The sequence below is a fragment of the Nocardia sp. NPDC050630 genome (genome assembly GCF_044457245.1).
Classification (GTDB): Bacteria; Actinomycetota; Actinomycetes; order Mycobacteriales; family Mycobacteriaceae; genus Nocardia.
In genome coordinates, this window is the sequence record NZ_JBITGN010000037.1 from 17,406 (window position 1) to 40,162 (window position 22,757).

General features: G+C 65.7%; 22 protein-coding genes and 1 rRNA gene. 3 read left to right on the plus strand and 20 right to left on the minus strand.

The genetic code is table 11. The annotated features are described in order from the left end of the window. Positions 1-17: 17 nt before the first annotated feature. A complete protein-coding gene (locus ACIBG0_RS40370) occupies positions 18-326 on the minus strand; it encodes an ArsR/SmtB family transcription factor (RefSeq protein WP_397040607.1) in 309 nt (102 codons plus the stop codon). Between the two features lie 234 nt (positions 327-560). Between ACIBG0_RS40370 and ACIBG0_RS40375 the strand changes: the two genes are divergently transcribed. Continuing rightward, on the plus strand, positions 561-842 hold the full coding sequence (locus ACIBG0_RS40375; protein ID WP_397040609.1) for a hypothetical protein: 282 nt from the start codon (positions 561-563) through the stop codon (positions 840-842). A 54-nt stretch (positions 843-896) separates the two neighbouring features. On the opposite strand, the gene der is transcribed toward ACIBG0_RS40375, so the two are convergent. The 12 genes from der to steA all read right to left on the minus strand — a co-directional run bounded on the left by der (position 897) and on the right by steA (position 14,569). Further along, entirely contained in the window at positions 897-2,312 is a 1,416-nt protein-coding gene (gene der / locus ACIBG0_RS40380; protein ID WP_397040611.1) for a ribosome biogenesis GTPase Der, read from the minus strand. After that, complete coding sequence (gene cmk / locus ACIBG0_RS40385) at positions 2,309-3,019, minus strand: (d)CMP kinase (protein ID WP_397040612.1); 711 nt, start codon at positions 3,017-3,019, stop codon at positions 2,309-2,311. The genes der and cmk overlap by 4 nt, the downstream gene beginning before the upstream one ends. A gap of 32 nt (positions 3,020-3,051) precedes the next feature. Beyond that, the gene (locus tag ACIBG0_RS40390; RefSeq protein WP_397040613.1) at positions 3,052-3,930 is read right to left on the minus strand and encodes a pseudouridine synthase; all 879 of its coding nucleotides are present in this window, start codon (positions 3,928-3,930) and stop codon (positions 3,052-3,054) included. Positions 3,931-4,551: 621 nt separating this feature from the next. Next, entirely contained in the window at positions 4,552-5,196 is a 645-nt protein-coding gene (scpB, locus tag ACIBG0_RS40395) for an SMC-Scp complex subunit ScpB (RefSeq protein ID WP_397040638.1), read from the minus strand. Positions 5,197-6,155: 959 nt separating this feature from the next. After that, positions 6,156-7,016, minus strand: a complete 861-nt coding sequence (locus ACIBG0_RS40400; RefSeq protein WP_397040639.1) for a segregation and condensation protein A — start codon at positions 7,014-7,016, stop codon at positions 6,156-6,158. 113 nt (positions 7,017-7,129) lie between these two features. Then, positions 7,130-8,074 (minus strand): ParA family protein, encoded by a 945-nt coding sequence (locus tag ACIBG0_RS40405; protein WP_397040642.1) that lies wholly within the window; start codon positions 8,072-8,074, stop codon positions 7,130-7,132. A gap of 225 nt (positions 8,075-8,299) precedes the next feature. After that, the gene (locus ACIBG0_RS40410) at positions 8,300-8,764 is read right to left on the minus strand and encodes a cupin domain-containing protein (protein WP_397040615.1); all 465 of its coding nucleotides are present in this window, start codon (positions 8,762-8,764) and stop codon (positions 8,300-8,302) included. A 172-nt stretch (positions 8,765-8,936) separates the two neighbouring features. Further along, positions 8,937-9,887 (minus strand): site-specific tyrosine recombinase XerD, encoded by a 951-nt coding sequence (gene xerD, locus ACIBG0_RS40415; RefSeq protein WP_397040617.1) that lies wholly within the window; start codon positions 9,885-9,887, stop codon positions 8,937-8,939. Between the two features lie 12 nt (positions 9,888-9,899). Continuing rightward, positions 9,900-10,559 (minus strand): NUDIX domain-containing protein, encoded by a 660-nt coding sequence (locus ACIBG0_RS40420; RefSeq protein ID WP_397040619.1) that lies wholly within the window; start codon positions 10,557-10,559, stop codon positions 9,900-9,902. After that, positions 10,560-12,281, minus strand: coding sequence for a CTP synthase (locus tag ACIBG0_RS40425; RefSeq protein WP_397040621.1), 1,722 nt, complete (start codon positions 12,279-12,281; stop codon positions 10,560-10,562). 129 nt (positions 12,282-12,410) lie between these two features. Next, the gene (locus ACIBG0_RS40430) at positions 12,411-13,358 is read right to left on the minus strand and encodes a copper transporter (protein WP_397040623.1); all 948 of its coding nucleotides are present in this window, start codon (positions 13,356-13,358) and stop codon (positions 12,411-12,413) included. Beyond that, positions 13,355-14,569 carry a putative cytokinetic ring protein SteA gene (gene steA / locus ACIBG0_RS40435; protein ID WP_397040625.1) on the minus strand — a complete coding sequence of 405 codons (1,215 nt, stop codon included), beginning with the start codon at positions 14,567-14,569 and terminating at the stop codon, positions 13,355-13,357. Before steA ends, ACIBG0_RS40430 begins: the two co-directional genes overlap by 4 nt. Before the next feature lie 159 nt (positions 14,570-14,728). Between steA and ACIBG0_RS40440 the strand changes: the two genes are divergently transcribed. After that, positions 14,729-15,148 (plus strand): SRPBCC family protein, encoded by a 420-nt coding sequence (locus ACIBG0_RS40440; RefSeq protein ID WP_397040627.1) that lies wholly within the window; start codon positions 14,729-14,731, stop codon positions 15,146-15,148. A 5-nt stretch (positions 15,149-15,153) separates the two neighbouring features. Here ACIBG0_RS40440 and recN read toward each other — a convergent pair whose 3' ends face one another. From recN to ACIBG0_RS40470, 6 genes are all read right to left on the minus strand, one after another. Continuing rightward, positions 15,154-16,923 (minus strand): DNA repair protein RecN, encoded by a 1,770-nt coding sequence (recN, locus tag ACIBG0_RS40445; RefSeq protein ID WP_397040629.1) that lies wholly within the window; start codon positions 16,921-16,923, stop codon positions 15,154-15,156. Further along, positions 16,901-17,893: an NAD kinase gene (locus ACIBG0_RS40450; RefSeq protein WP_397040632.1), complete on the minus strand. Its 993-nt coding sequence runs from the start codon at positions 17,891-17,893 to the stop codon at positions 16,901-16,903. Before ACIBG0_RS40450 ends, recN begins: the two co-directional genes overlap by 23 nt. After that, positions 17,890-18,711, minus strand: a complete 822-nt coding sequence (locus ACIBG0_RS40455; RefSeq protein WP_397040633.1) for a TlyA family RNA methyltransferase — start codon at positions 18,709-18,711, stop codon at positions 17,890-17,892. Before ACIBG0_RS40455 ends, ACIBG0_RS40450 begins: the two co-directional genes overlap by 4 nt. A 1-nt stretch (position 18,712) precedes the next feature. After that, positions 18,713-19,015: a hypothetical protein gene (locus tag ACIBG0_RS40460; protein ID WP_397040635.1), complete on the minus strand. Its 303-nt coding sequence runs from the start codon at positions 19,013-19,015 to the stop codon at positions 18,713-18,715. A 13-nt stretch (positions 19,016-19,028) separates the two neighbouring features. Continuing rightward, positions 19,029-19,925: an HAD-IIA family hydrolase gene (locus ACIBG0_RS40465; protein WP_397040637.1), complete on the minus strand. Its 897-nt coding sequence runs from the start codon at positions 19,923-19,925 to the stop codon at positions 19,029-19,031. Between the two features lie 755 nt (positions 19,926-20,680). Then, the gene (locus ACIBG0_RS40470; RefSeq protein ID WP_397040644.1) at positions 20,681-21,967 is read right to left on the minus strand and encodes a hypothetical protein; all 1,287 of its coding nucleotides are present in this window, start codon (positions 21,965-21,967) and stop codon (positions 20,681-20,683) included. Here ACIBG0_RS40470 and ACIBG0_RS40475 point away from each other — a divergent pair. After that, the gene (locus ACIBG0_RS40475) at positions 21,881-22,276 is read left to right on the plus strand and encodes a hypothetical protein (RefSeq protein WP_397040646.1); all 396 of its coding nucleotides are present in this window, start codon (positions 21,881-21,883) and stop codon (positions 22,274-22,276) included. The genes ACIBG0_RS40470 and ACIBG0_RS40475 overlap by 87 nt on opposite strands. A 393-nt stretch (positions 22,277-22,669) precedes the next feature. Here ACIBG0_RS40475 and rrf read toward each other — a convergent pair. Beyond that, positions 22,670-22,757 (minus strand): 5S ribosomal RNA (rrf, locus tag ACIBG0_RS40480); the annotation flags it as partial.

Below are 22,757 nucleotides of genomic sequence, written 5' to 3' on the forward strand. Positions count from 1 at the left end.
AAAACTTCCTTCGTAGCTCAGAGAACGCGGTGGAGTTCTTCGGTGAAGGCCCGGATGCGGGCTTCGTCGCGGCGGTAGTAGGTCCACTGGCCGCGTCGGGTGGCGCTGAGGAATCCGGCGCGCTGCAGGATCGCGAGGTGCGCCGATATGGTCGAGGCCGAGGTCCCCGCCCTCTGCTGGATAAGACCGACGCACACACCTAGCTCGGCGTCCTCGCCCCGCTGCGGGAAGTTCTCGTTCGGATCCTTGAGCCACGCCAGGATGCGCAAGCGTGTCTCATTCGCCAACGCTTTGCACTCGTCGAGCACAGCCACCTCCTTCGGCATTTCGCTAATTAACGAATTTACGCCGGATGCGACGGCTCGGCATCGTGACGCAGCACACTCCAGAGCAGCAGCGAACCCGCGTTCGACGGTGCGAACGGTCGGAGCGGTTTCGAGCGTGGCGATGCCGGGAAGTTCGGGGATGCGTTCGGTGAGGTAGCGACCGAAGTCTTGGGAATCACGGCAGTTGACGGCGGCGACGAGATTGGTGGTGACGGCGGCGAAGGAGTCTTCGCGATGACGGGCCAGCGCCTCGCCGACGCTGACGGTGGCGGCAGGTTGTCCGGCGATTCAGAGCTGGGCTTCCGTGCCGAACCCCAATGCAGCGGACGGAACATCGAGCTGGAACTGCAGGATTCCGTTGCAGCGCAAGGCTGCCATCCGGCGGCGGACTTCGGCTTCGGCCCACTGGGTCGCTCCCCGGGCCCGAAATCACCACCACCGTCGCCGATATCTCCGGTCGCCCGGCACGTTCCCTGCCCGAGTGGGGTAACCAACCACCTCGCCGACTTCTACTGATGGCGTATCCGGAACGGACGCCGCTGCTGGACAACGACATCCGTTCCGAAAGGCCTACTTCCTGCGTTCCCGCTTCTCGCGTACGCGAACCGAAATGCGAACCGGCGAACCGTCGAAGCCGAACTCCTCCCGCAAGCGACGCTCCAGGAACCGCCGATAACCCGCCTCCAGGAAACCCGTCGTGAAGAGGACGAAGGTCGGCGGTCGGGTTGTTGCCTGCGTGGCGAACAGGACGCGCGGCAACCGGCCACCGCGCATCGGCGGCGGCGTCGCCGCGATGACTTCCTTGAGCCAATTGTTCAGCCGACCGGTGGGAATGCGCTTATCCCACGACTCCAGCGCCGTTTCCATTGCGGGAACAAGCTTTTGGACGGCACGTCCGGTATGCGCCGAGATATTGACGCGCTGCGCCCACGGCACCCGGACCATATCCCGGTCGATTTCCTTGTCGAGCTGCAGACGACGGTCCTCATCGACCAGATCCCATTTGTTGAAGGCCAGCACGAGCGCGCGACCGGAGTCGGCGACCATACTGATCACCCGCAGGTCCTGTTCGGTGATCGGCTCGGAGGCATCGATCAGCATGATCGCGACCTCGGAGGCCTCCAGCGCCGCCTTGGTGCGCAACGATGCGTAGAACTCCATACCGCTGGCATGGGAGACCTTGCGACGCAGACCAGCCGTATCGACGAATTTCCAGATCTTGCCGCCCAATTCGACCAGCGAATCGACCGGGTCGACGGTCGTGCCCGCGACGTCGTGCACGACCGAACGCTCATCACCGGAAAGCTTGTTGAGCAGGCTGGACTTACCGACATTCGGCTTGCCGACCAGCGCGACCCGGCGCGGACCGGTACCGCCGGTGCCCTCACGCGGGGTCTCCGGGAGGACTTCCAGGACATCGTCGAGCAGGTCACCGGTGCCGCGGCCGTGTGCGGCGCTGACCATGCGCGGCTCACCGAGACCGAGCGACCACAGCGCGGCGGCCTCGGCCTCGACGCGTTGATCGTCGACCTTATTGGCGACCAGGATCACCGGAATTTTGGAGCGGCGCAGCTTCCGCACCGCGGCCTCGTCGGTGGCCGTCGCACCGACCACGGCGTCGACCACGAGCAGAATCGCGTCGGCGGTCTCCATGGCCAGTTCGGCCTGGCGGGCAACCGACTGCTGCAGGCCCTTGGCGTCGGGCTCCCAACCACCGGTGTCCTGCACCAGGAAACGGCGACCCGCCCAGTTCGCCTCATAGGAAATGCGGTCGCGGGTCACGCCGGGAATATCCTCGACGACGGCCTCACGACGACCGAGGATTCGGTTCACCAGGGTCGATTTGCCGACATTCGGGCGGCCGACGACCGCGACCGTCGGCATCGCGAGGTGTTCGTCCTCGCCGAACTCACTGTCGAGATCGGCTATCTCCCAATCGGATTCGTCACTCCAGACGCCGTCCCCCGCGAGAACGTCTTCACTCACTGCATCCTACCTGTCCGGCCGATCGAAACCTGCCGCACCACAACGCGATACAGCTCGTCGATGACCTCATCCATATTCAGTTCGCTGGTGTCGACCTGCACCGCGTCATCGGCCGGACGCAGTGGGGACACCGTGCGAGTGGAATCGAGGGTGTCGCGACGCTGCACGTCGGCGAGTACGCCCTCGTAGTCGTCGCCGCGACCTTCGGCGATGTTCTGCTGATTGCGCCGCTGCGCGCGGGCCTCGGCCGAGGCGGTGAGGTAAATCTTGGCGTCGGCATCCGGCAGCACGACGGTGCCGATATCGCGCCCCTCGACCACGATTCGCGCTGCGGCGGAAGCGATTTCACGCTGCAGGGCAACAAGCAACTCGCGCACCTCGGCCACGGCCGACACCGCGGACACGGCCTTGGTGACAGCGTTGCCGCGAATCTCGGAGGAGACGTCCTCACCGTCGAGCAGGATCAACTCGCGACTGGGATCGGTGCCGATGGTCAGCGGCAGTTCCTTCACCGCGGCACCGATCGCCGCCGAATCGGTCAGCTCGACACCGGCCCGCAGCACCCGCAGCGTCGCGACGCGGTACATCGCCCCGGTATCGAGATAGCTGGCGGCGAGCCTGGTGGCCAGTCGCCGCGACACGCTGGACTTGCCGGTACCCGAAGGTCCATCCATGGCAACGACCAGCGGCGTACTGCCTTCAACCATCGCAGGGACCTCCACGGGAATCTCTACACCGTTCACAACGACACCGCCTCGTAAAGTTTGCCGACTTCGTCGCGGCCGATCACGCGCAGCGTGCCTGGCCGTTGGTCGCCGAGTGCGACCGGACCGATATTGGTGCGCACCAACCGGGTCACCGGATGGCCGACGGCGTCGAGCAGTCGGCGCACAATGTGCTTGCGCCCTTCATGCAACACGATCTTGACCAGCGAACGTCCCTCGCCCAGCTCGAGTACCTGGAACCTGTCGACCTTGGCCGGACCGTCGTCGAGTTCGACACCGTCGCGCAGGCGCTTGCCGATCGACTTGTGCACCTCGCCGTTCACCGTCGCCAGATACGTCTTCGGTACCTGGAACGACGGGTGCATGAGCCGATGCGCGAGGTCGCCGTCATTGGTGAGCAACAGCAGTCCCTCGGTATCGGCATCCAGTCTGCCGACGTGGAACAGACGCTGACCGGCCGCGATGCGTTCGGCGACGATATCGCCGACGCACGGGCGGCCCAGATCGTCGGACATGGTGGACTGCCAGCCCTTGGGCTTGTTCAGCGCGATATGGACCAGTTCCTCACGCACCATCACGCGGGTACCGTCGACGCGGACCACGGCATGCTGCGGATCGATCCGCAGGCCCTGTTCGGTGACGATCGCACCGTCTACCTCGACCCGGCCCTGGGCGATCATCTCCTCTGCGGCGCGGCGCGAGGCGACACCGGCCTTGGCCAGCACCTTCTGCAGCCGCTCGCCCTCGCCCCACGGCAACTTCTCGTGGCCGCCCTCGGCGGGCTGGTCGACGTGCTGTTTCTTGGCGGGCTTGGCGTTGCTCAGCAGCGGGGCGGAGACTACTTTCTTCTGCGGCTTCGGATTCTTGGGCTTCTTTCCGACGGGCGCGGACATCGAGGCCGAGGTTGTGCGGCGCGGGGGATTGCCTTGCTGCGCAGCGCCTCCCGGTGCGTAGCCACGCGAACCGGTCGAACGCGAGGCCGATCCGCCTTGTGCGCCAGCACGATAGGCGGCGCCACGCGAATGATCCGAACCGCCCTGCGAACCCCGATAGCCTGAGCCGCCCTGTGCGGAACCGCGATAACCGCTCTCACCCTGCGAGGTACCACGTCGATCAGAGCCCCGCTCGGCGGAACCACGGTAGCCACTCTCGCCCTGCGACGAACCACGATAACCGCCAGCCTGCGAGCTACCACGTCGATCGGAACCCCGCTCGGCGGAACCGCGATAGCCGCTTTCGCCCTGCGAGCGGTAGCCGCCACGCGAGGAGCCGCGCTGATCGCCCTGCGACGAACCGCGGTAACCACGGTCGCCCCCTTCGGAACTGCCGCGATAACCCCCTTGTGAGGAGCCGCGCTCGGAACCGCTCCATGCGGCCCCGCGCTGCGTACTTCCCCGTTGCGCCGAACGCATATCGCGTGCGCTTCGGCCTGCGCCGCCCTTGGTGGGCTGGTCGCTTCTGGTCCTACGATCCGGTGTGCCATCTCGGCGAGCGGGCGTATTCATGTTGTCCTGTCAGTCTTCGGTACCGAGATCCAAATCGGTCTCGGCGGATTTCTTCAGTCTGGTGTAACGGGGATCCGTGTCCAGACTCTCGTTGATCTCGTCGATCAGGTCGACGCCCGGTAGCAGGGGCGCCAGCGGCGGCAGATCGGACAGCGATGCGAGTCCGATCCGCTCCAGGAACAGTTCGGTCGTGCAGTACTGCGTGCCGTTCGTTTCCGGGTCGACCCCGGCCTCGGCGATCAATCCCCGAGCCAACAGGGTTCGCATCACGCCGTCGACGTTCACGCCGCGCACCGCGCTGACCCTGGTCCGGGTCACCGGTTGGCGGTATGCCACCACCGCCAATGTTTCCAAAGCGGCCCTGGTCAATTTCGACCGGGCGCCGTCGAGCAGCATCCGTTCCACATACGGCGCGTACTCGCTGCGAGTATAGAAGCGCCAGCCGTCACCGACGAAACGCAGATCGATACCACTGGCCCGTGCGGACAGTTCTGCCGCCATTTCGTGCAGCGCCCGCTCCACCCGCGCCGGTTTGTCCTGTAGTGCGTCGGCCAGCAGCTCTACCGGGGCCGGAGCGTCCACAATGAGCAGCATCGCCTCCAACGCCGACCGGAATTCATCGTCATCCAGCGGTTCAGGCGTGAACTCCGCCACTTGGTCATCGGATCCGGCGGTTTCTTTGCTCTTCGTCGCACGCGCGGTCTTCGTCGCCCTTGCCGAGCCTTCGCCCGCCGGGCCCCTGTCGCTGCCCGGCGGCGTCGCGCTAGATACTCCCGCGACGCCTTCACCATTCTCAGTATTCGACGCCGCCTCCTCGCTGCTGCTCGACTCGGCCGAGCCCAAGGAATTGGCGTCGACGATCGGACTGCTTACGGACTCCGTCACTCCCGAAGAAGCCGCGGGCTCCTCGCCATCACCGCTCGTCAGCCGCGTCGCGCCAGCTTCACCAGCAGCGCCGTCGCCCTCCTCAGTGCTCGCCCCTACCTGCTCGCTGGCGATCGGCTCGACCGTGCCGGAGGAATTGGCGTCGACGATCGATCCGCTAACTGCCTCCGTCACACCTGCCGAAGTCGCTGGCTGCTCGCCACCACCGCTCATCAGCGCTGCGTCGGCACGTTCCGCGCTGCCCTCGACTCCGCCCGATGCCTGTTCGCTCTGGCCCGGCTCGACTGTGCCAGAGGAAACCGGGTCGACAATGCGACTGCCGACAGCGTCGCCGGAGGTCGCCGCGTCCAGGGCAGCACCACCACGCGAATCCGCCACAGTGCCCTCGGTCCCTGGCGCATTGGCATCCACGGCGGCTTCGATGGCCCCAGAACGCCCGCTCGCTGCCCTGTCGACGCTCGATTCCGCCACGCTCATGCCCGCCGCGACATTGCCGCTCGAACTCAGTGTCGTACTGCTGCGAGCTCCTGGCACATTCGCCGCTGTGGCGTCTTCCATGCGCTCATCACTCGACGATGCCGCCTCATCGCCCGTTTCCGCTGCGCTCGCGCGTACTGCGTCGTCGGTCTGCGCGATTGATACAGCATCGTCGACCTGCTCCCTTGCGATCGCGGTGTCATGCTCGATGCCGTTGTGCTCGACGGGTGTCGCATCGTCGGTGCGCTCACTCACCCGTAGTCCTCCTCGATGGTCATGGTGTCGGCGGTGTCGTCCTTCGGGTCGCCAGTCCAGCTGATCGAGAGTGGGCCGAGCGGGTCGGGCTGGTCGAACTCGATCGTCTTGCCCCGGTACAGCTCGAGCAGTGCCAGGAAGCGGGCGACGATCTGGATCGGCACATCGCAGTCCGCGACCAGTTCACCGAAGGTCGTCCAACCACCCGGTCCGCGCAGTTTGAGCTGTTCGAGCACGAGCGCGGCCTGTTCGGCGACAGAGAACGCGTGCTGGTGCAGATGGTCGAGTCCGACCCGCGGTGCCGGGCGCGGCCGGAAAGCCGTTGCGGCGATCGCGGCGAACTGGTTCGCGTCAACTCCCAGCGTAACCTCGGGCAATAGGTCGGCGTAGCGCTCCTCCAGCCCGACCGCACGCGGATAGCGTCGCAACGCGACCGCTTCCAGTTCCCCGAGCAACTCAGCGACCTGTTTGAACGCCCGGTACTGCAGCAGCCGGGCAAAAAGCAGATCGCGCGCCTCGAGCAGTTCGAGATCCTCCGCGTCGGTCATCTCACCGGACGGCAGCAGTCGCGCCGCCTTGAGATCCAGCAGTGTCGCCGCGACGACCAGGAATTCGGTGGTCTGATCCAGGATCTTGTCCGCACGCAACGCCTGCTGCCCGATGTCGGCGGTCAATGCCTTTGTGTAGGCGATGAATTCGTCGGTCACCTGATGCAATGCGACCTCGGTGACATCGAGCTTGCGCGAACTGATCAGATTCAACAGCAGATCGAACGGCCCCTGGAAGTTGCTCAGCCGCAGCTGGAACCCGGATGTCTGCGCCGTCGGTTGGCTCTCGTCGCCAGATCTACTCGGCAGATCGTCCGCGGTCGACGCGATACGCTCGGCGTCGGAGTCCCGATCGACGAACTCATCAGACTCCGAGCCGAGCGTATCCGTGTTCGTCGATGGCGCCGGTTCGGTACCGCCGATCACCGGCCGGACCGGTGGATGACTTCCCGCGCCATCGCCCGATATGCTTCGGCCCCACTGGATTTCGGCGCCCAGGTGGTGATGGGTTCACCCGCGACGCTGGCGTCCGGAAAGCGCACGGTGCGCATGATCGCCGTGTCGTACACCAGGTCGCCGAACACCTCGACGACCCGCGCCATGACCTGACGCGAATGGAGTAGCCGTGCATCGAACATGGTCACAACGATGCCGTACAGGCTCAGCCGCGGGTTCAGACGGTCGCGCACCTTCTCCACGGTGTCGTTGAGCAGGGCGAGGCCGCGCAGCGAAAAGTACTCGCACTCCATCGGAATGATCACGCCATCGGAGCAGGCCAACGCATTCACCGTGAGCAGCCCGAGCGACGGCTGGCAGTCGATGAGGATGTAGTCGTAGCGATCACGTACCGATTCCAGCGCACGCCCGAGCGTCTGCTCCCGGCCGACCTCATTGACCAGCTGGATTTCCGCCGCGGACAGATCAATATTGCTCGGCAGCAAATCCAGATTCTCGACGCGGGTCTGCATCAGGACATCGTCGATCGAGACCTTGGATCCGATGAGCAGGTTGTGCACAGTCAGATCGAGATCGTGATGGGCCACACCCAATCCCGCCGACAGCGCACCCTGCGGATCCAGATCCACCAGCAGCACCCGCCGACCGCACTCCGCGAGCGCGGCGCCGAGGTTGATGGTCGAGGTGGTCTTGCCGACGCCACCCTTCTGATTGCACATCGCGACGATCAGCGCATCACCGTGATGCTCGATCGGCGGCGGTTCGGGCACGGCACGCAGCGGGCGCCCAGTCGGACCGAGCGTCGCATCCTCGGGGACGGGTTCAGCGCCGTTGCCCCACAGCGTTTCCGCCGCAGCTGCCGAGTACGGACCCGTTCGGGGACCCGTAAGCGGCTGCGCCCCAGCACTCATCGGCGGCTCTGCCGCACCGGCTGTCGTCACGATCCGCTGCTCCTTATACGTTCCTGCCCGTTGCCTTCGCCGCCTCCGGCATCATCTGCCCGAGCGTAGCGAGGCCGATCAGGCCCGACCTCACTTTCGCACGGTCCAGCTCTCGATAGACGCTACCGCTTGACAGCGCAAGACCCACGCTCGGACACGCGACACCCGCGTTTACCTGCGCGGGCATCCACTCCCCTAACGCCAATCCGGTCCACCGTCGAAATGGACGTCGAACCGATCGTGGAGTTCATCCATACTGTCCCAATCCGCTTCACCCCGAGCGATACGACCGAGTTGCCGGAAGTACTCGAACCGGACGATACCTGGTGTGAGTACCGCGAAGAACTCGGCGGGACCGTCCACGGACGCCCCGAAGGCATGCACAATATCCGGCGGAACCACCACCAGACCACCCTTCGCGACCGCATGACGTTCGCCGTCGACGAGGAATTCCATTGTCCCGTTCAGGACATAGAAGATCTCCGTTGACTTCGTGTGATGGTGCGGCCTGGTCCCATCCGCGCCAGCCTGCAGGACGAGCCGATTCGCCCCGAACAGCCCGTCGGTGTTCACACTGTCCTCGAGCAACTGGAACGAACCGCCGCCGGGCAGCGACACCGCCTCGACATCGCGCTCCTGAACGATGAAAGCCCTTGCCATCCAACTCACCTCACATCGGCATGCCGAGACCACCCGATCCCGCATCCAACACAACCGGACCGTAGTCCCATTTCTTCCGGTCGATACGCTCTGCGCATGTTTTGTACACCGCACACGGATTCGTCGGGCTAACCCGAACTCGGCGCGCAAAATCCTGCGCAAGGCACAGAACTCAGCGAGCGCGCGGGTGAGCGGTGGCCCAAACCTCACGAAGCGTGTTCACAGTGACCAACGTGTAGATCTGAGTGGTCGTCACCGAAGCATGTCCGAGAAGTTCTTGAACCACGCGCACATCCGCACCCCCGTCGAGCAAATGCGTTGCGAAGGAATGACGCAGCGTATGCGGCGAAACCGTCGCCCCGATACCAGCCCGCTCAGCGGCGGTCTGCAAAACCTGCCAGGCACTCTGCCGCGACAATCGTCCGCCGCGGGCATTCAGAAACAGCGCGCCCGCGGTCCCTTTCCCGTTCGCGGCGAGCACCGGCCTACCCCGTACCAGATATGCGTCGACAGCCGCCAGCGCGGGCCTGCCGATCGGAACCATGCGCTGCTTGCCGCCCTTGCCGTGCAACACAACAGCCCGTTCCTCGGTATCGAGATCGTCCACATCGAGTCCGACCATCTCCGAAATCCGCGCCCCGGTCGAATACAGCAGCTCTAGCAGCGCCCGATCGCGCAATCCGCGCGGGCCGCCATCGGTTCCGGCTCCATTCGAGTCATCGAGGGGCCCGCCGCCCGCGGCCTCCAGCAACCGCAGCACCTGGTCGTACGGCAGCGCCTTCGGCAACCGCCGTCCGGGCGTGGGTGGCTTCACCGCATGTGCGACATCGGTACTCGTCACCCCCTCCGCCGCGGCGAAGCGATGAAGCCCGCGCACCGCGATCAGCGCACGTGCGACCGAACTCGCGCCAAGAGGCGGGTGCGTCTGCCCGCCCGCCCGCAGCACCATCGTGAACTCCGCGACATCGGATTCGCAGACCTGCTCCAGCACCGTAATCCCGCGCCCGGTCAGGAAATCCCGATACCGATCGAGATCGCGCCGGTACGCACCAAGGGTGTTGCGGGCGGCGCCGCGCTCGACCGCAAGATGATCGAGGTAGGCGTCCACCTCCCGTGCGAGCATCGCCCGGACCCGTCAGCCTGCGGACTGCCGCTGCGCCCTGCGGCGCAGGAAGGCGGTGGGCTGCCCCGGCCACGGCGCGTCGGCCGGTCGCAACTGCGCCTCACTCGCCCTAGCCGCCGCGAGCGCGAGCAGACCGGCAACGGCCGTGGCATTGACGATCTCACCGGCCAATGCGGCTCGCACGGCCTCATCCACGGGCAGGCGGACCAATTCCAGGTCCGCCTCCTCCAATTCCGGCTCCGGCCGGTCGGTTTCGTACAGACCCCGCGCGGCATACACCCGCAGCACCTCATCGGTGAATCCGGGCGAGAGCGCGACATCCACCAAGACCGACCATTCCCTGGCGGCCAGTCCGGTCTCCTCGGCCAATTCGCGCTTGGCCGCGGCCAGCGGATCCTCGCCGGGCACATCGAGCAGTCCGGCGGGCAGTTCGAGCAGCCGCCGACCGATCGGATGCCGATACTGCCTGATCAACACCACATTGTCGGCATCGTCAATGGCCGCGACGGCAACCGCCGCATGATGTTCGATCACCTCGCGCTCGACGACGCGTCCGCCCGGCATGGCCACCTGGTCGAGCCGCAACGCGAGGATGGCGCCGCTGTACATGGTCTTGCTCGCCACGGTCTCGAAGTCGTGGCTGCCCGGCTGGGCTCCCCCGTTTTCACTCATCTACGAAGCCTGATCTGCGTTCGCGAACTCTTCGTCCGGGATATCGACCGGAAGCCGCTCCGCCAGTTTATATTTCAGCGCCGCCGCGATCAGCGCCGCGAACAGCGGATGCGGCCGGGTGGGGCGGCTCTTGAGTTCCGGATGAGCCTGGGTGGCCACGAAGAACGGATGCTTATCCGCGGGCAGCTCGACGAATTCGACCAGATGCCCGTCGGGGGAGGTACCGCTGAATTTCAAACCGCTGGTGGCGATCTTGTCGCGGTAGGCGTTGTTCACCTCGTAGCGATGCCGGTGCCGCTCGGAGACCTGGTCGGTGCCGTAGGCCTGTGCGACCACCGACCCCTTCTGCAACGTCGCCGGGTACGCACCCAGGCGCATGGTGCCGCCGAGATCGGCCTCACCGGCGACGATCTCTTTCTGATCGGCCATGGTGGAAATCACCGGATGCGGTGTGTCGGGCTCGAATTCGGCCGAATTGGCTTCGGCCAGACCGACCGAACGCGCGGCCTCGATGACCACACACTGCAGGCCCAGACACAGGCCGAGCAGCGGAAGCCCCCTGGTCCGCGCATATTTGATGGCGCCGACCTTGCCCTCGATGCCGCGGATACCGAATCCGCCCGGAATCAGCACCGCGTCCACATCGCGCAGCGCGGCCTGCGCACCCGTCGGGGTTTCGCACTCATCGGACTGCACCCAGCGGATATTCACCTTGGCCCGCGAGGCGAATCCGCCCGCACGCAACGCCTCGGTCACCGACAGATAGGCATCGGGCAGATCGACGTATTTGCCGACCAGTGCGACCTCGACCGTCTCCCGCGGCTGATGCACCCGATCCAGCAGATCGCCCCACACGGTCCAGTCCACGTCGCGGAACGGCAGTCCGAGCCTGCGCACCACATAGGCGTCCAAGCCCTCACGGTGCAGCACCTTGGGAATGTCGTAGATCGACGGCGCGTCCGGAGTGGAGATGCACGCGTCCACATCGACGTCGCACATCAGCGCGATCTTGCTCTTGAGCGCCTGGGGCACCTCGCGATCGCAACGCAGGATCAGCGCGTCGGGCTGGATTCCGATATTGCGCAGCGCAGCCACCGAATGCTGGGTCGGCTTGGTTTTGAGCTCACCCGATGGCGCGAGGTAGGGCACCAGCGATACGTGCAGGAAGAACACGTTGTCCCGGCCCACATCGTGGCGGATCTGGCGCGCGGCCTCGAGGAACGGCTGCGATTCGATATCACCGACGGTGCCACCGATTTCGGTGATCACCACATCGGGCACCTGCCCCTGCAGATCCGGGCCCTGCATCGCCAGGATGCGACTCTTGATCTCATCGGTGATGTGCGGGATCACCTGCACGGTGTCACCGAGGTATTCGCCGCGTCGCTCCTTGGCGATCACCGACGAATAGATTTGCCCGGTAGTCACATTCGCGTCCTTGGACAGATCGCGATCGAGGAAACGCTCGTAGTGGCCGACATCGAGATCGGTCTCCGCGCCGTCTTCGGTGACGAACACTTCTCCGTGCTGGAACGGATTCATGGTGCCCGGATCGACGTTCAAGTACGGGTCGAGTTTCTGCATGGTCACCCGCAGTCCGCGCGCGGTCAGCAACTGACCGAGGCTGGAGGCGGTAAGACCCTTACCCAATGAGGAGGCGACACCACCGCTGACGAAGATGTGCTTCGTGGCCGTTCGCGCCTGATTCCGTGTATGACCCACGGGTCTTCACGGTAACACGAAATTGCTGGTCTGATCACACCCCACGCACGTTTGCCACCGAGTCGCTGCCATCGATCGGCCCCGGCCACGCGCCATGTTCCCAGCACGGGGCATCGCCGGACGTGCGGATCAGCTCGCGGGCAGTGCGACGAGTGTGAGAGAGGTCGCCTTGGTGCCGGTTCCGTATCGGCCCGCACCACCGTTGAGCTGCTCGCTCAGGCCGAGCACGGTGGTGACACGGCCGATATCGCGGTCGAGATTGTCGACGGTGGTGACGGCCGTGGCCAGCGCCGCATCGGAACGAATGATCGCGATCGGCCCCGGATTGTCGGCGGCGCCGGATCGACCCGCGAGCACCACACCAGTGCCGCGACCACGCAGAGCGCCCGCGAATCGGGCGACATTGCTGCCCTGGCTGTTCTCGCCGGACTTCGCGCCGTCGCCGGTGACGACAACGGCGAGGTTCGCGACCTGCGTCGGAGTGTCGCCGTAGGCGAGAAAACCACCGCCGCGCAACGTCTCGAGCACCAGACTCAACTCCTGCGGGGTGCTGCGCGGTTGCGCGCTCGCCGGATCGAGCAGCAGCACCAGGCCGAGCAGATCGCCCGCCATACTGCCCTGATCCACCTGACCGGTGCGCAGCTGCGCGCCCGCGGGAATGACATTGGTGACCGCGGTACGCATCCGGTCGCCCTCTGCGGCGTCGAAGAAGGCGTCGGTGAGTGCGATGCGGCCGGTCACGATGGCACCCGAGACTTCCAGATCCTTCGCGACGGCCTCGACGTCGGCGGGTTCGGCATCGGGGGTCGTGAACATCACGACGCCGCGATCGGTCAGCGTGCCGCCGAGAATGCGCCCCGCCGACCCGGCGATGAACCGATCCGCGGCATTCATTTCGTCGCCGAAGCGCCGGTTCTGATCGGTGGCCGCGTCGAGCTGTTTGCGCAGATCCGTCTTATCCGCGCGCAATCCGGACAGCAGGTCCGCCGCCACGGTCTGTGACCCGAGCACCACGCCGAGGGCGAGGGCCAGGAAGATCGCGACAATCGAAACCGCGTGCTGCCGAATCGAAATCATCGGTTGCCTCCAGAACCGGCTAGGCCCTGAGCCCATAGCTCGAACCGATTCCAGGTATCGGCAGCCCAATCCAGTGCCTCGGTCCCCATATTCGATGCCAGCATCGCCACGATCACCGCGACCAGTGCGGCGAGTACGACCATCGCGATGGCCGTACCGGACCCCCGGTTTCGGTAGAGCGTGGCGACGGCCTTGGCATCCATGAGTTCAGTGCCGATTTTCAGTCGGGTGAGAAAGGTCGCCGGGTTGCTGTCGCGGCGGCCGCGGTCGAAGAAATCGTCCAGCGATGCGGGGGCACCCGCGGTCACGATGAGCGATGCGCCGTGATGGTGGGCCAGCAGCAGCGCCAGGTCGGCAGGTGCGCCGGATGAGGGGAAGGTCGTCGCGCCGACGCCGAGATCCTGGATGCGTTCCAGTCCCTTGGCGTGGCCGTCGGTATCGGCGGGCAGGATCATCTCCGCACCGCATTTCAAAGTGGCGGTGGTGATTTCGTCCGGGTCGCCGACGATCAGATCGAGGCGGTAGCCCTGCTTCATCAAGGTGTCCGCGCCACGGCCCACGCCGACCATGATCGGGGCATACTCCTTGATGAACGGCTTCAGTCGCTTGAGGTCGTCCGCATGGTCCGGGCCGTCGGCCACCACCACCACATGCCGATTCCTCATGTTCAGTTCTAGCTCCGGCACCCCGATACCGTCGATGAGCAGCGCACTCTCGGTGCGGATGAATTCGATGGTGTTGCCAGCGAAGGCCTCCAGATGATCGGCGAGGCCGTTGCGCGCCTCGATCATCCGCTCGGCGATATCGGATTCGGTCAGCTCGATGGCCGTGACCAGGACCTCGGGCTCCTTCTTGACCAGTTTGTCGGAGTAGACGACGCCCTCATCGATACGGACTTTGGTGCCGTCCTTGATCCGGAAGGCATCCGAACTGACCGTGTCCAGCAGCAAAATTCCATTGGCGACCAGCACTTCCGGTCCCAGATTGGGATAGCGGCCCGAAATCGATGGCGATGTATTCACCACCGCGGCCACGCCCGCCTGGACCAACCGATCGGCGGTGAGCCGATCCAAGTCCATCTCATCGAGTATTACGACATCACCGGGCCCGACCCGCTTCAGCAGACGCCTGGTGTTGCGGTCAACCCGAGCTGTCCCGGTCAGCCCGGGTAGCGATTCGGTGCTCTTCGACAACAACGCCAACATCTTCATGGGGCCGATCCTGGCTCCAAACCCTCAACCATTGGTGGAGGCGCGCCGACTCACCAGTCACATCCGTCACTGTGATAACAGGAACACCACGCCGCGCCGAGGGCGCACCAATCAGTACCCGTATGCTGCGGGTCACAGATATCTCGAAGAGGAGTCACTATGGTCAGCAGCACCGTCGACGCCGTGATCGCGGCACCGCGCGATGTCGTCTACAAGTTCTTCACCGAGCGCGATGGCATCAACCCCTACATCCCGGTCGACTTCACTCTGAAGACCCCCGGCTCGCCCACCCCGAATGGCGTCGGTGCGCAGTACCTCATCGGCAAGGGCGGCCTCGGCTTCGTCGAGGAGACCACCAAGCTCGTTCCCGGCGAATTGATGGAATACAAGATCATCAAGGGCGTCCCGGTGAAGCGGCATGTCGGCACCATTACCTTCACCGATGCCGATAACGGCACCCTGATCTCCTACACGATGGAATCCGAGCCCAGCCTCCCCGTTCCCGCGAAGGTTGTGGAATTCGGTCTGAAGAACCTGATCAACCAGTTCATCAAGGGCGCCCAAAAAGCCCTGCGCTGAATCTGTCAGGCGAGGGCGCGCTCGGCGCGGGCGGTTGCGAGCAGTTCCTCGGCGTGAGCTCGGCCGGTTTCGGTGTCATCGAGACCGGCCAGCATGCGGGCCAATTCGATGACGCGCTCATCCTTGGTCAATGCCCGGACGCCGCTGTTGACCTTGCCCTTGCCGTCATCGGACTTATCCACCACCAGATGGGTATCGGCGAATGCGGCGACCTGCGGCAGGTGGGTCACCACGATCACCTGATGGGTGCGCGCGAGCCGGGCCAGCCGACGACCGATCTCGACCGCGGCCCGGCCGCCGACACCGGCGTCGACCTCGTCGAAAACCATCGTCGCACCGTGATCGGAACTGGCGAGCACCACTTCGAGCGCCAGCATCACGCGCGAGAGTTCACCACCGGATGCGCTCTTGCTCAACGGCAATGACTGCGCACCCGAATGCGCGGACAGCCGGAATTCCACTTCGTCGACACCGGTCGACCCCGCATGCAATTCCTGCCCGTCCACCGTCAGCGGCGCGGAATCCTGCGGACTCGCGGGCACCGGCCGCACCACGACCTCGAGCTTCGCCTTACCCATCGCGAGCCCACCGAGTTCGGCGCTCACCGCGGCAGCCAGCTTGCCCGCCGACTTGGTGCGCGCCGCGGTCAATTTGCGTGCGGCCTCACGAACGCGGTCCGCGGCGATATCCACCTCCGTCGCCAGCGCGGCCAGCGCCTCCTCGGAGACATCGAGCGAGCCCAGACGCGCCCGCGCCTCCTCCGCCCAAGCGATCACCCCGTCGATATCCGGCGCGTACTTGCGGGTCAGCGATTTCAATTCCGCCTGCCGGGTGAGCAGCGAATCCAAAGCCCCCGGGTCCGAAGGCAAATCCGAAAGATAGCCACTGAGTTCGGTGGTCAAATCGACGACCACTGCGATGGCCTCACCGAGCCGCGGCCCGAGCGCGGTCAGTGCCGGATCGTGGGCCGATTCGATGCGGGCACGCGCGGCACCGAGCAATTCCAGTGCACCCGAACCCTCTTCGGGCGAATCGGCGGGACCTGCCAAGGCATCGTGCGCGACCGCAGCGGCCTCACGCAACGAATCCAGATCACTGAGCCTGCGCACCTCGTCTACGATGCGCTCATCCTCGCCGGGTTCCGGTGCGATGGCATCGATCTCTGACAATGAATACTTGAGCCGGTCGGCCTCGAGCGCGAGTTCCCTACTGCGCGCGGTACGTTCGAGCAGCTCATTGCGGGCGTCGAGCCAGGATCGGCGCTGCACCTGGTACTTGCGCAGCAGCGAACCAACCGCATCGGCGGCGAACTGATCCAGGGCGGACAACTGTTGATCCGGACGCTGCAGCCGCAGTTGGTCGTTCTGACCGTGCACAGTCAACAGCGGCGCGGTGAAATCGGCCAGGACAGACGCGGGTACGCCGCGTCCACCGAGATGCGCGCGGGAGCGTCCATCACTGCCGACGGTACGGATCGCGATGATGCTGCCGTCGTCATCGGGTTCGGCCGCAGCCGATTCCAGGACTTCCTGCACCTGCTTCTGCGCGGTCGTGTTCACCTCGTCGACAGTGAACCGCCCCTCGACCACGGCCCGTTCCGCACCCAACCGGACGCGTCCCGCATCGGCCCGCGCCCCGCTGAGCAGGTGCAGGCTGGTCACCACCATGGTCTTACCGGCACCGGTCTCACCGGTAAGAACCGTCAGGCCCTCATGGAATTGCGCGGTAGCCGTGGATATGACGCCAAGCCCGTCAATCCTGATCTCTGTCAGCACGTGTGATCTCCGTTCGCCGTCGGCCACGCCAGCCTGTCACGGGCAATTGGAATTTGCGCACCATCCGGTCGGCGAACGGTGCGGAATCCAACCGCACCCACCGCACCGGTTCGGCACCGCGGACCGCTTCGAGTCGCCCGCCCTTCGGCAATGCCAAGGTGCGCCTACCATCCAGGAAAACTATCGCATCATGGCCCACCGCAACGGATTCGACCGCGATCCTGGATTCCGGACTGGTCACGAGCGGCCGCGCGAACAGGGCGTGCGCATTGCTCGGAATCACCAGCAGCGCTTCGAGTTCCGGCCACACCACTGGGCCACCCGCGGAGAACGCATAGGCGGTCGATCCGGTCGGTGTGGAGATAAGGATGCCGTCGCAGCCGAATTGCGAAACCGGCCGCCCGTCGACTTCCAAGACCACCTCGAGCACACCCATACGCGAGGCGTTCTCGATGCTGGCTTCATTGAGCGCCCAACCGGTTTCGACGATCTCGTCGTCCACCCGGACGTTCACATCGATGGTCATCCGATGCTCGAGCTGGTAGTCGCCGCGGACCACGCTGGCCAATGCCTCATCGAGATGTTCGGCCTCGGCCTCGGTGAGAAAACCGATGCGGCCCAGATTGATTCCGAGCACCGGTACCCCCGCTGGCCTGGCCAATTCGGCCGCGCGCAGGAAGGTGCCGTCACCGCCGAGCGAGAGCACCATCTCACAGCCGACCGCGGCGTCCGGGCAGTGTTCGACCACGCGCGCGGGATATCCACCCGGTTCCGCGACGGCCGTCCCGCCGCGGGTATCGGACTCACAGTCGAATCGGGTGCTATCCGCCTCGTCCGCGAGCACGCGCAGCCCGATGCCCGCATCCGCGAAGATCTTCGCGACGCGATGGGCGGTTTCGATGATCTCGGCCCGGCCCGGATGCGAAACCAGCAGAATCTCCCTGGATGCGGCCGGCGTCAGCGCGTTCACTGTGGACCCTCCTCAACCGCACGTTCGACGAGCACGGCGACCTGCTCGCCGTCGTACTCGAACTGCCCGTCTTTACGCAGCCACACAAAGTATTCGACATTGCCCGATGGGCCGGGCAGCGGGCTGGCCACCACCCCGAGGGTGCGCAAGCCCAATTCGGCGGCGGCGGCCGCGACATCGCGCACCACTTCCGCGCGCAATGCGGGATCCCGCACCACACCGCCGGAGCCTACTCGCTCCTTGCCGACCTCGAACTGGGGTTTGACCATGGGCAACAGGTCGCCACCGTCCGCGGTGCAGGCCGCTAGTGCGGGAAGCACCAGATTCAGCGATATGAACGACAGATCGCCAACAACGAGCTCAACGGTGCCGCCGATGGATTCGGGGGTGATGGCACGGACATTGGTGCGGTCGAGAACCCGCACCCTCTCGTCGTTCTGCAGCCGCCAGATCAGCTGGCCGTAACCGACATCGACGGCGACGACCGCACGCGCTTGCCTGGAAAGCAGTACATCGGTAAAGCCGCCGGTCGAGGCACCGGCATCCAGGCAGCGCTTCCCCGCGACGGTCAAGCCCTGGGGTTCGAATGCTTCCAACGCACCGAGCAGCTTGTGCGCACCACGCGAGGCCCACGACACCTCGTCTGGCTCCTCGCGCACGATCAACGGCGTACCCGCCTCGACAGCGGTCGCCGGCTTCACGGCGACCGTTCCAGCAATCAGGACGCGGCCCGCACCGATCAGCTCGACCGCATGTTCACGCGATCGCGCCAATCCGCGGCGAACCAGTTCGGCGTCCACCCGAGCGCGCCTGACCACCTCAGATCTTGTCCACCGTGGCCAGTGCCTGTACGAGCACCTCATGTGCCTGCTCCAGGATGCGGGCGCGCCGGGTGATATCGGCGCCGGAATCAGCATCCGTCGGCTGGGGCGCCGCCAGGCCGGTCCAGGCCGGACGGGCGTCGAGTTCGGCGAGCAGACTGTCGATCTCGGCGCGGATCCGCGTCGGATCGGCAGGCTCCGGGCGTCCCTGTGCACCCGGCAGATGCTGGCCGGGCAGCGGCGGCCCGGGGCGCGGTCCGTTCGAGCCGGGTCCGTTGGGGCGTGGCATCGGAGTAGTCATCGTGGGGTCAACGCTATCGGATTTCCGAACCGGCCGCCCGCACCCTTACGGCTCTTCCGGGGTTACGGCGTAGGCGTTGCGTCAAGTCGTCGGCGACGTCGGTCGCCTCGTCCTCGACCGGCGGATGGTTCAGTGCGTCCAATGACTCCGCGACATAGGTCGGGATCAGCTCCGCCGGGGCGTCATGTAGTTCGTCGAGGGTGCTCACACCGGTCAGTACCAGCAGAGATTCGAGACCGACGCCGTTGGCGCCCTCGATATCGGTGTCCAGGCGGTCGCCCACCACCAGCGCGCTGCGCGTTCCAGCGCGCACCAAGGCATCCTCTAGCAGTGGCGCATAGGGTTTGCCCGCTACTACCGGCTCCCTGCCGGAGACGGCGCGCAGTGCGGCGACCATGGCGCCGTTGCCGGGCGCGAGGCCGCGCTCATTCGGCAGCGTCTTATCAGTGTTCGCGGCGACCCACAGCGCGTCGGCGCTCAGTGCGTAGGCCGCTTCGGCCAGATCCGGCCACGCGGTTTCGGGTGAATGTCCTTGTACGACAGCATCGGGCGCGGCACCGTTGAAACGCCGGATCGACCGCAGCCCGACCGCTTCGACCTCCTTGGCCAGGTCATCGGTGCCTACGATCAACACCGTCGCCCCGGAATCGAGCCGCTCCGCCAACAACCGTGCCGCCGCCTGCGCACTGGTCACGACATCGTCGGTTTCCGCCGCGAATCCCAGCTCGGCCAAATGCCGCGCAACGACATCGGGACCGCGGCTCGCGTTGTTCGTCACATACACAAGCCGCTGTGTCACAACGGAGTCCGCCAACGCCTCCGGCGCGCCCTCGATCACCTCGTGCCCGCGATACAGCGTGCCGTCCAGATCCAGCAGCAGGGCTGCATACCGCTCTCGTAGCCGATTCACACCACTCTCACTCCACGTCACCGACCGACAACTTGCCGTCCACGAACCCTACGCCAGCCCGCCGACAGGAAAATGACGGCGTCGACCGACCATATGCCGCAAGCCCATTCCGAGCGCCCACCCGAATCGCGAGCACGTTGGGCGACACCTCATAGCCAGCGTGTTGTGCGACACCACCTACCTGTTTCGACGACTCGAGCCAACTTCGATGACCCGTTCGGGATCGGGACGACCGAGGCCGCATTCGCAGTAGGCCACGACCGGCGACCAGACCGTAACCACCGCACATCCGGCCGACGATGCGCAATCTCTGAAACCCACCCCATAGCGGCTGGCCAACGCCCAAACGCGGGCGTCGTGCCCACCCTGCCGGACAAGCGCTGCGCCCACCTATTCCATGCCATGACGCCGAGCAGACGAGAACCCCACGGCCATCGAGCGCAGCGTGCGCAATATCAATAGCCACGCCCTCGACGATTGGGGATCGCCAAACACGGGGGCATCGTGCCGAACCCGCCGGACAAGCGCTGCGCTCGCGCGTTCCATGCCCTGTTCAGCCCCGACGGCCATCGAGCACAATCTCTGACGCCACGCCCTCGCTGGATGGGCTACGCCCAAATATGGGGCATCATGGCGACTCTGCAGAACAAGCGCTGCGCTCGCGCATTCCATGCCCGGTCCGGCGAACAGACCGGAACTTGGGGCCTGCGCTGTGGCTGACGAACTGTTCGGTATCGGGGTCTAGCGGGCGCTACTTACAGCTCGGCGTCGCCGGTTAATTCCTCGGCACGTTCCTCGGCGTCGGTTTCGCCGTCGAGGTCGGCGGAGGCGGCGTTGAGGAACCAGGTGAGGCCCTCGGCCGTGCGGCCTGCGGCGACCAGGGCGTCGGCGTAAGCGTAGAAGAGGCGGGCTGCGGCAGAGCCGGTGCGGGAGGGGTCGAGTTCCGAGGTTTGCAGGGTGACTACGGCCTGGTCGTATTGGCCGAGGTCCATGCGTGCACCGGCGACCACGATGCGGAGTTCGGTGGCCTCGTCACCGCGCAGGGCGCGGGCTTCGTCGCTGCGACCCAGTTCGATGGCGCGCTCGGGGCGACCGAGGCCGCGTTCGCAGTCGGCCATGACGGCGAGCAGACCGGAACCACCGGACATCCGGCGGGCGGTGCGCAACTCGGAAAGAGCTTCGGCCCATTCGCCCGCATGGTAGGCAGTGACGCCCGCGGTTTCGCGGACCACAGCGATGCGGCCTGCTCGTTGGCGCGCCGCCCGTGCGTGAGCCAGGGCAAGACGCGGGTCGTCATCAATGAGTCGAGCCGCCATCACGAGATGCCGGGCTACGGTTTCCGCGTTGCCCTTGTCCAGGCTCAACAGATCGCGGCGCACCTCGGTTTCGAGATCGGTGGCCTGGACATCATCGGGCAGATCGGGTTCTTCGGGACGCGGAGCGCGTCGCTCAGCCGAACCGCCCCCGGCACGTGCGCCCTCGCCACCGCGACGGCGATCCTGCGCATCGTCGCCACGGTTCCAGCCACCGCGCTGACTGGAGTCGCCGCGACCACCGGAGTCACCGCCACGGTTGAACCCGCCACGCTGACCGGCGTCATCGCGCCGCTTGAACCCACCACCTTCGTTCACATCGCCACGCCGAGCCGAGTCGCCACCACGCTTGAAACCACCGCGCTCACCCGAGTCACCACGGCTGAAACCGCCACGCTCGCCGGAACCACCACGGTCGAAACCACCGCGCTCGCCGGAACCACCACGGTTGAAACCACCGCGCTCACTTGAACCACCACGGTCGAAACCACCGCGCTCACTTGAACCACCACGGTCGAAACCACCGCGCTCACTTGAACCACCGCGGCTGAAGCCACTTCGATCGCCGGGACCTCGACTGGAACCGCTACGGTCCCCAGAACCGCTGCGGCCGAAGCCACTTCGATCGCCGGAGTCACTGCGTTGTCCGGAATCGCCTCCGCGCTTGAAGCCACGGCGCTCGCCGGAATCATGGGTGAAACCGCGCTCGCCGGAATCGCTACGGTCCAAACGGCCGCGCTCGCTGGAGCCACCTCGGCTGAAACCGCCACGCTCGCCCGCATCACCGCGTCGGCCCGAATCGGCACTGCGGTTGAATCCGCCGCGCTCGCCGGAACCGCCCCGGTTGGGACCACTACGATCTGCGGAATCACCCGAGCGCTTGAATCCACCGCGCTCACCCGAACCGCCGCGGCTGGAACCACGCTCGCCGGAATCGCCACGTTGACCCGAGTCGCCGCGATCGAAACCGCTGCGGCCACCGCCCCGGTTGAAACCACCGCGATCATCGGCACGATTGAAGCCGCCACGACTACCTGAGTCACCGCGCTCGCCGGATCCGCTGCGCTTGAAACCGCCCCGGTCGCCGGAGCTGCGATCGTCGGAATCGTTGCGGCGGTTGGAGTCGCCGCGGTCGCTGGAGCCACTCCGGGTGGCGTCGCTGCTGCGTTTGAAGCCGCGCCGTTCGCCGGAATCACCTCGGTCGGAGGAGCCGCGAGAGGCGCTGCCTCGATCGCGGTCGGGACCGCCCTGCCGGAAGGACTTCCGGCCGTCGTTCTGTTCCGACACGGTGGCCCCTTTCTAGGTTCCGCCAGAGGTTGTCGAACCTCTGAATTCAATCACGTGTCGGCGGTCGGGCCCGAACACGGCATAGATATAGGTGCATAAACGACGATAGGGGACCCAGTTTTGGGTCCCCTATCGTGAAGGATGTTCCGGCGGTGTCCTACTCTCCCACACCCTGTCGAGTGCAGTACCATCGGCGCTGGTGGCCTTAGCTTCCGGGTTCGGAATGGGACCG

What these genes read in the sequence shown, in the direction of transcription:
- ACIBG0_RS40440 (WP_397040627.1), top strand. Translation starts at nt 14,729, where the DNA reads ATGGTCAGCAGCACCGTCGACGCCGTGATCGCGGCACCGCGCGATGTC.
- ACIBG0_RS40405 (WP_397040642.1), bottom strand. Translation starts at nt 8,074, where the DNA reads ATGAGTGCTGGGGCGCAGCCGCTTACGGGTCCCCGAACGGGTCCGTAC.
- xerD (WP_397040617.1), bottom strand. Translation starts at nt 9,887, where the DNA reads ATGCTCGCACGGGAGGTGGACGCCTACCTCGATCATCTTGCGGTCGAG.
- ACIBG0_RS40375 (WP_397040609.1), top strand. Translation starts at nt 561, where the DNA reads ATGACGGGCCAGCGCCTCGCCGACGCTGACGGTGGCGGCAGGTTGTCC.
- ACIBG0_RS40370 (WP_397040607.1), bottom strand. Translation starts at nt 326, where the DNA reads ATGCCGAAGGAGGTGGCTGTGCTCGACGAGTGCAAAGCGTTGGCGAAT.
- ACIBG0_RS40460 (WP_397040635.1), bottom strand. Translation starts at nt 19,015, where the DNA reads ATGACTACTCCGATGCCACGCCCCAACGGACCCGGCTCGAACGGACCG.
- steA (WP_397040625.1), bottom strand. Translation starts at nt 14,569, where the DNA reads ATGAAGATGTTGGCGTTGTTGTCGAAGAGCACCGAATCGCTACCCGGG.
- ACIBG0_RS40420 (WP_397040619.1), bottom strand. Translation starts at nt 10,559, where the DNA reads ATGAGTGAAAACGGGGGAGCCCAGCCGGGCAGCCACGACTTCGAGACC.
- cmk (WP_397040612.1), bottom strand. Translation starts at nt 3,019, where the DNA reads ATGGTTGAAGGCAGTACGCCGCTGGTCGTTGCCATGGATGGACCTTCG.
- ACIBG0_RS40430 (WP_397040623.1), bottom strand. Translation starts at nt 13,358, where the DNA reads ATGATTTCGATTCGGCAGCACGCGGTTTCGATTGTCGCGATCTTCCTG.
- ACIBG0_RS40410 (WP_397040615.1), bottom strand. Translation starts at nt 8,764, where the DNA reads ATGGCAAGGGCTTTCATCGTTCAGGAGCGCGATGTCGAGGCGGTGTCG.
- ACIBG0_RS40390 (WP_397040613.1), bottom strand. Translation starts at nt 3,930, where the DNA reads ATGTCCGCGCCCGTCGGAAAGAAGCCCAAGAATCCGAAGCCGCAGAAG.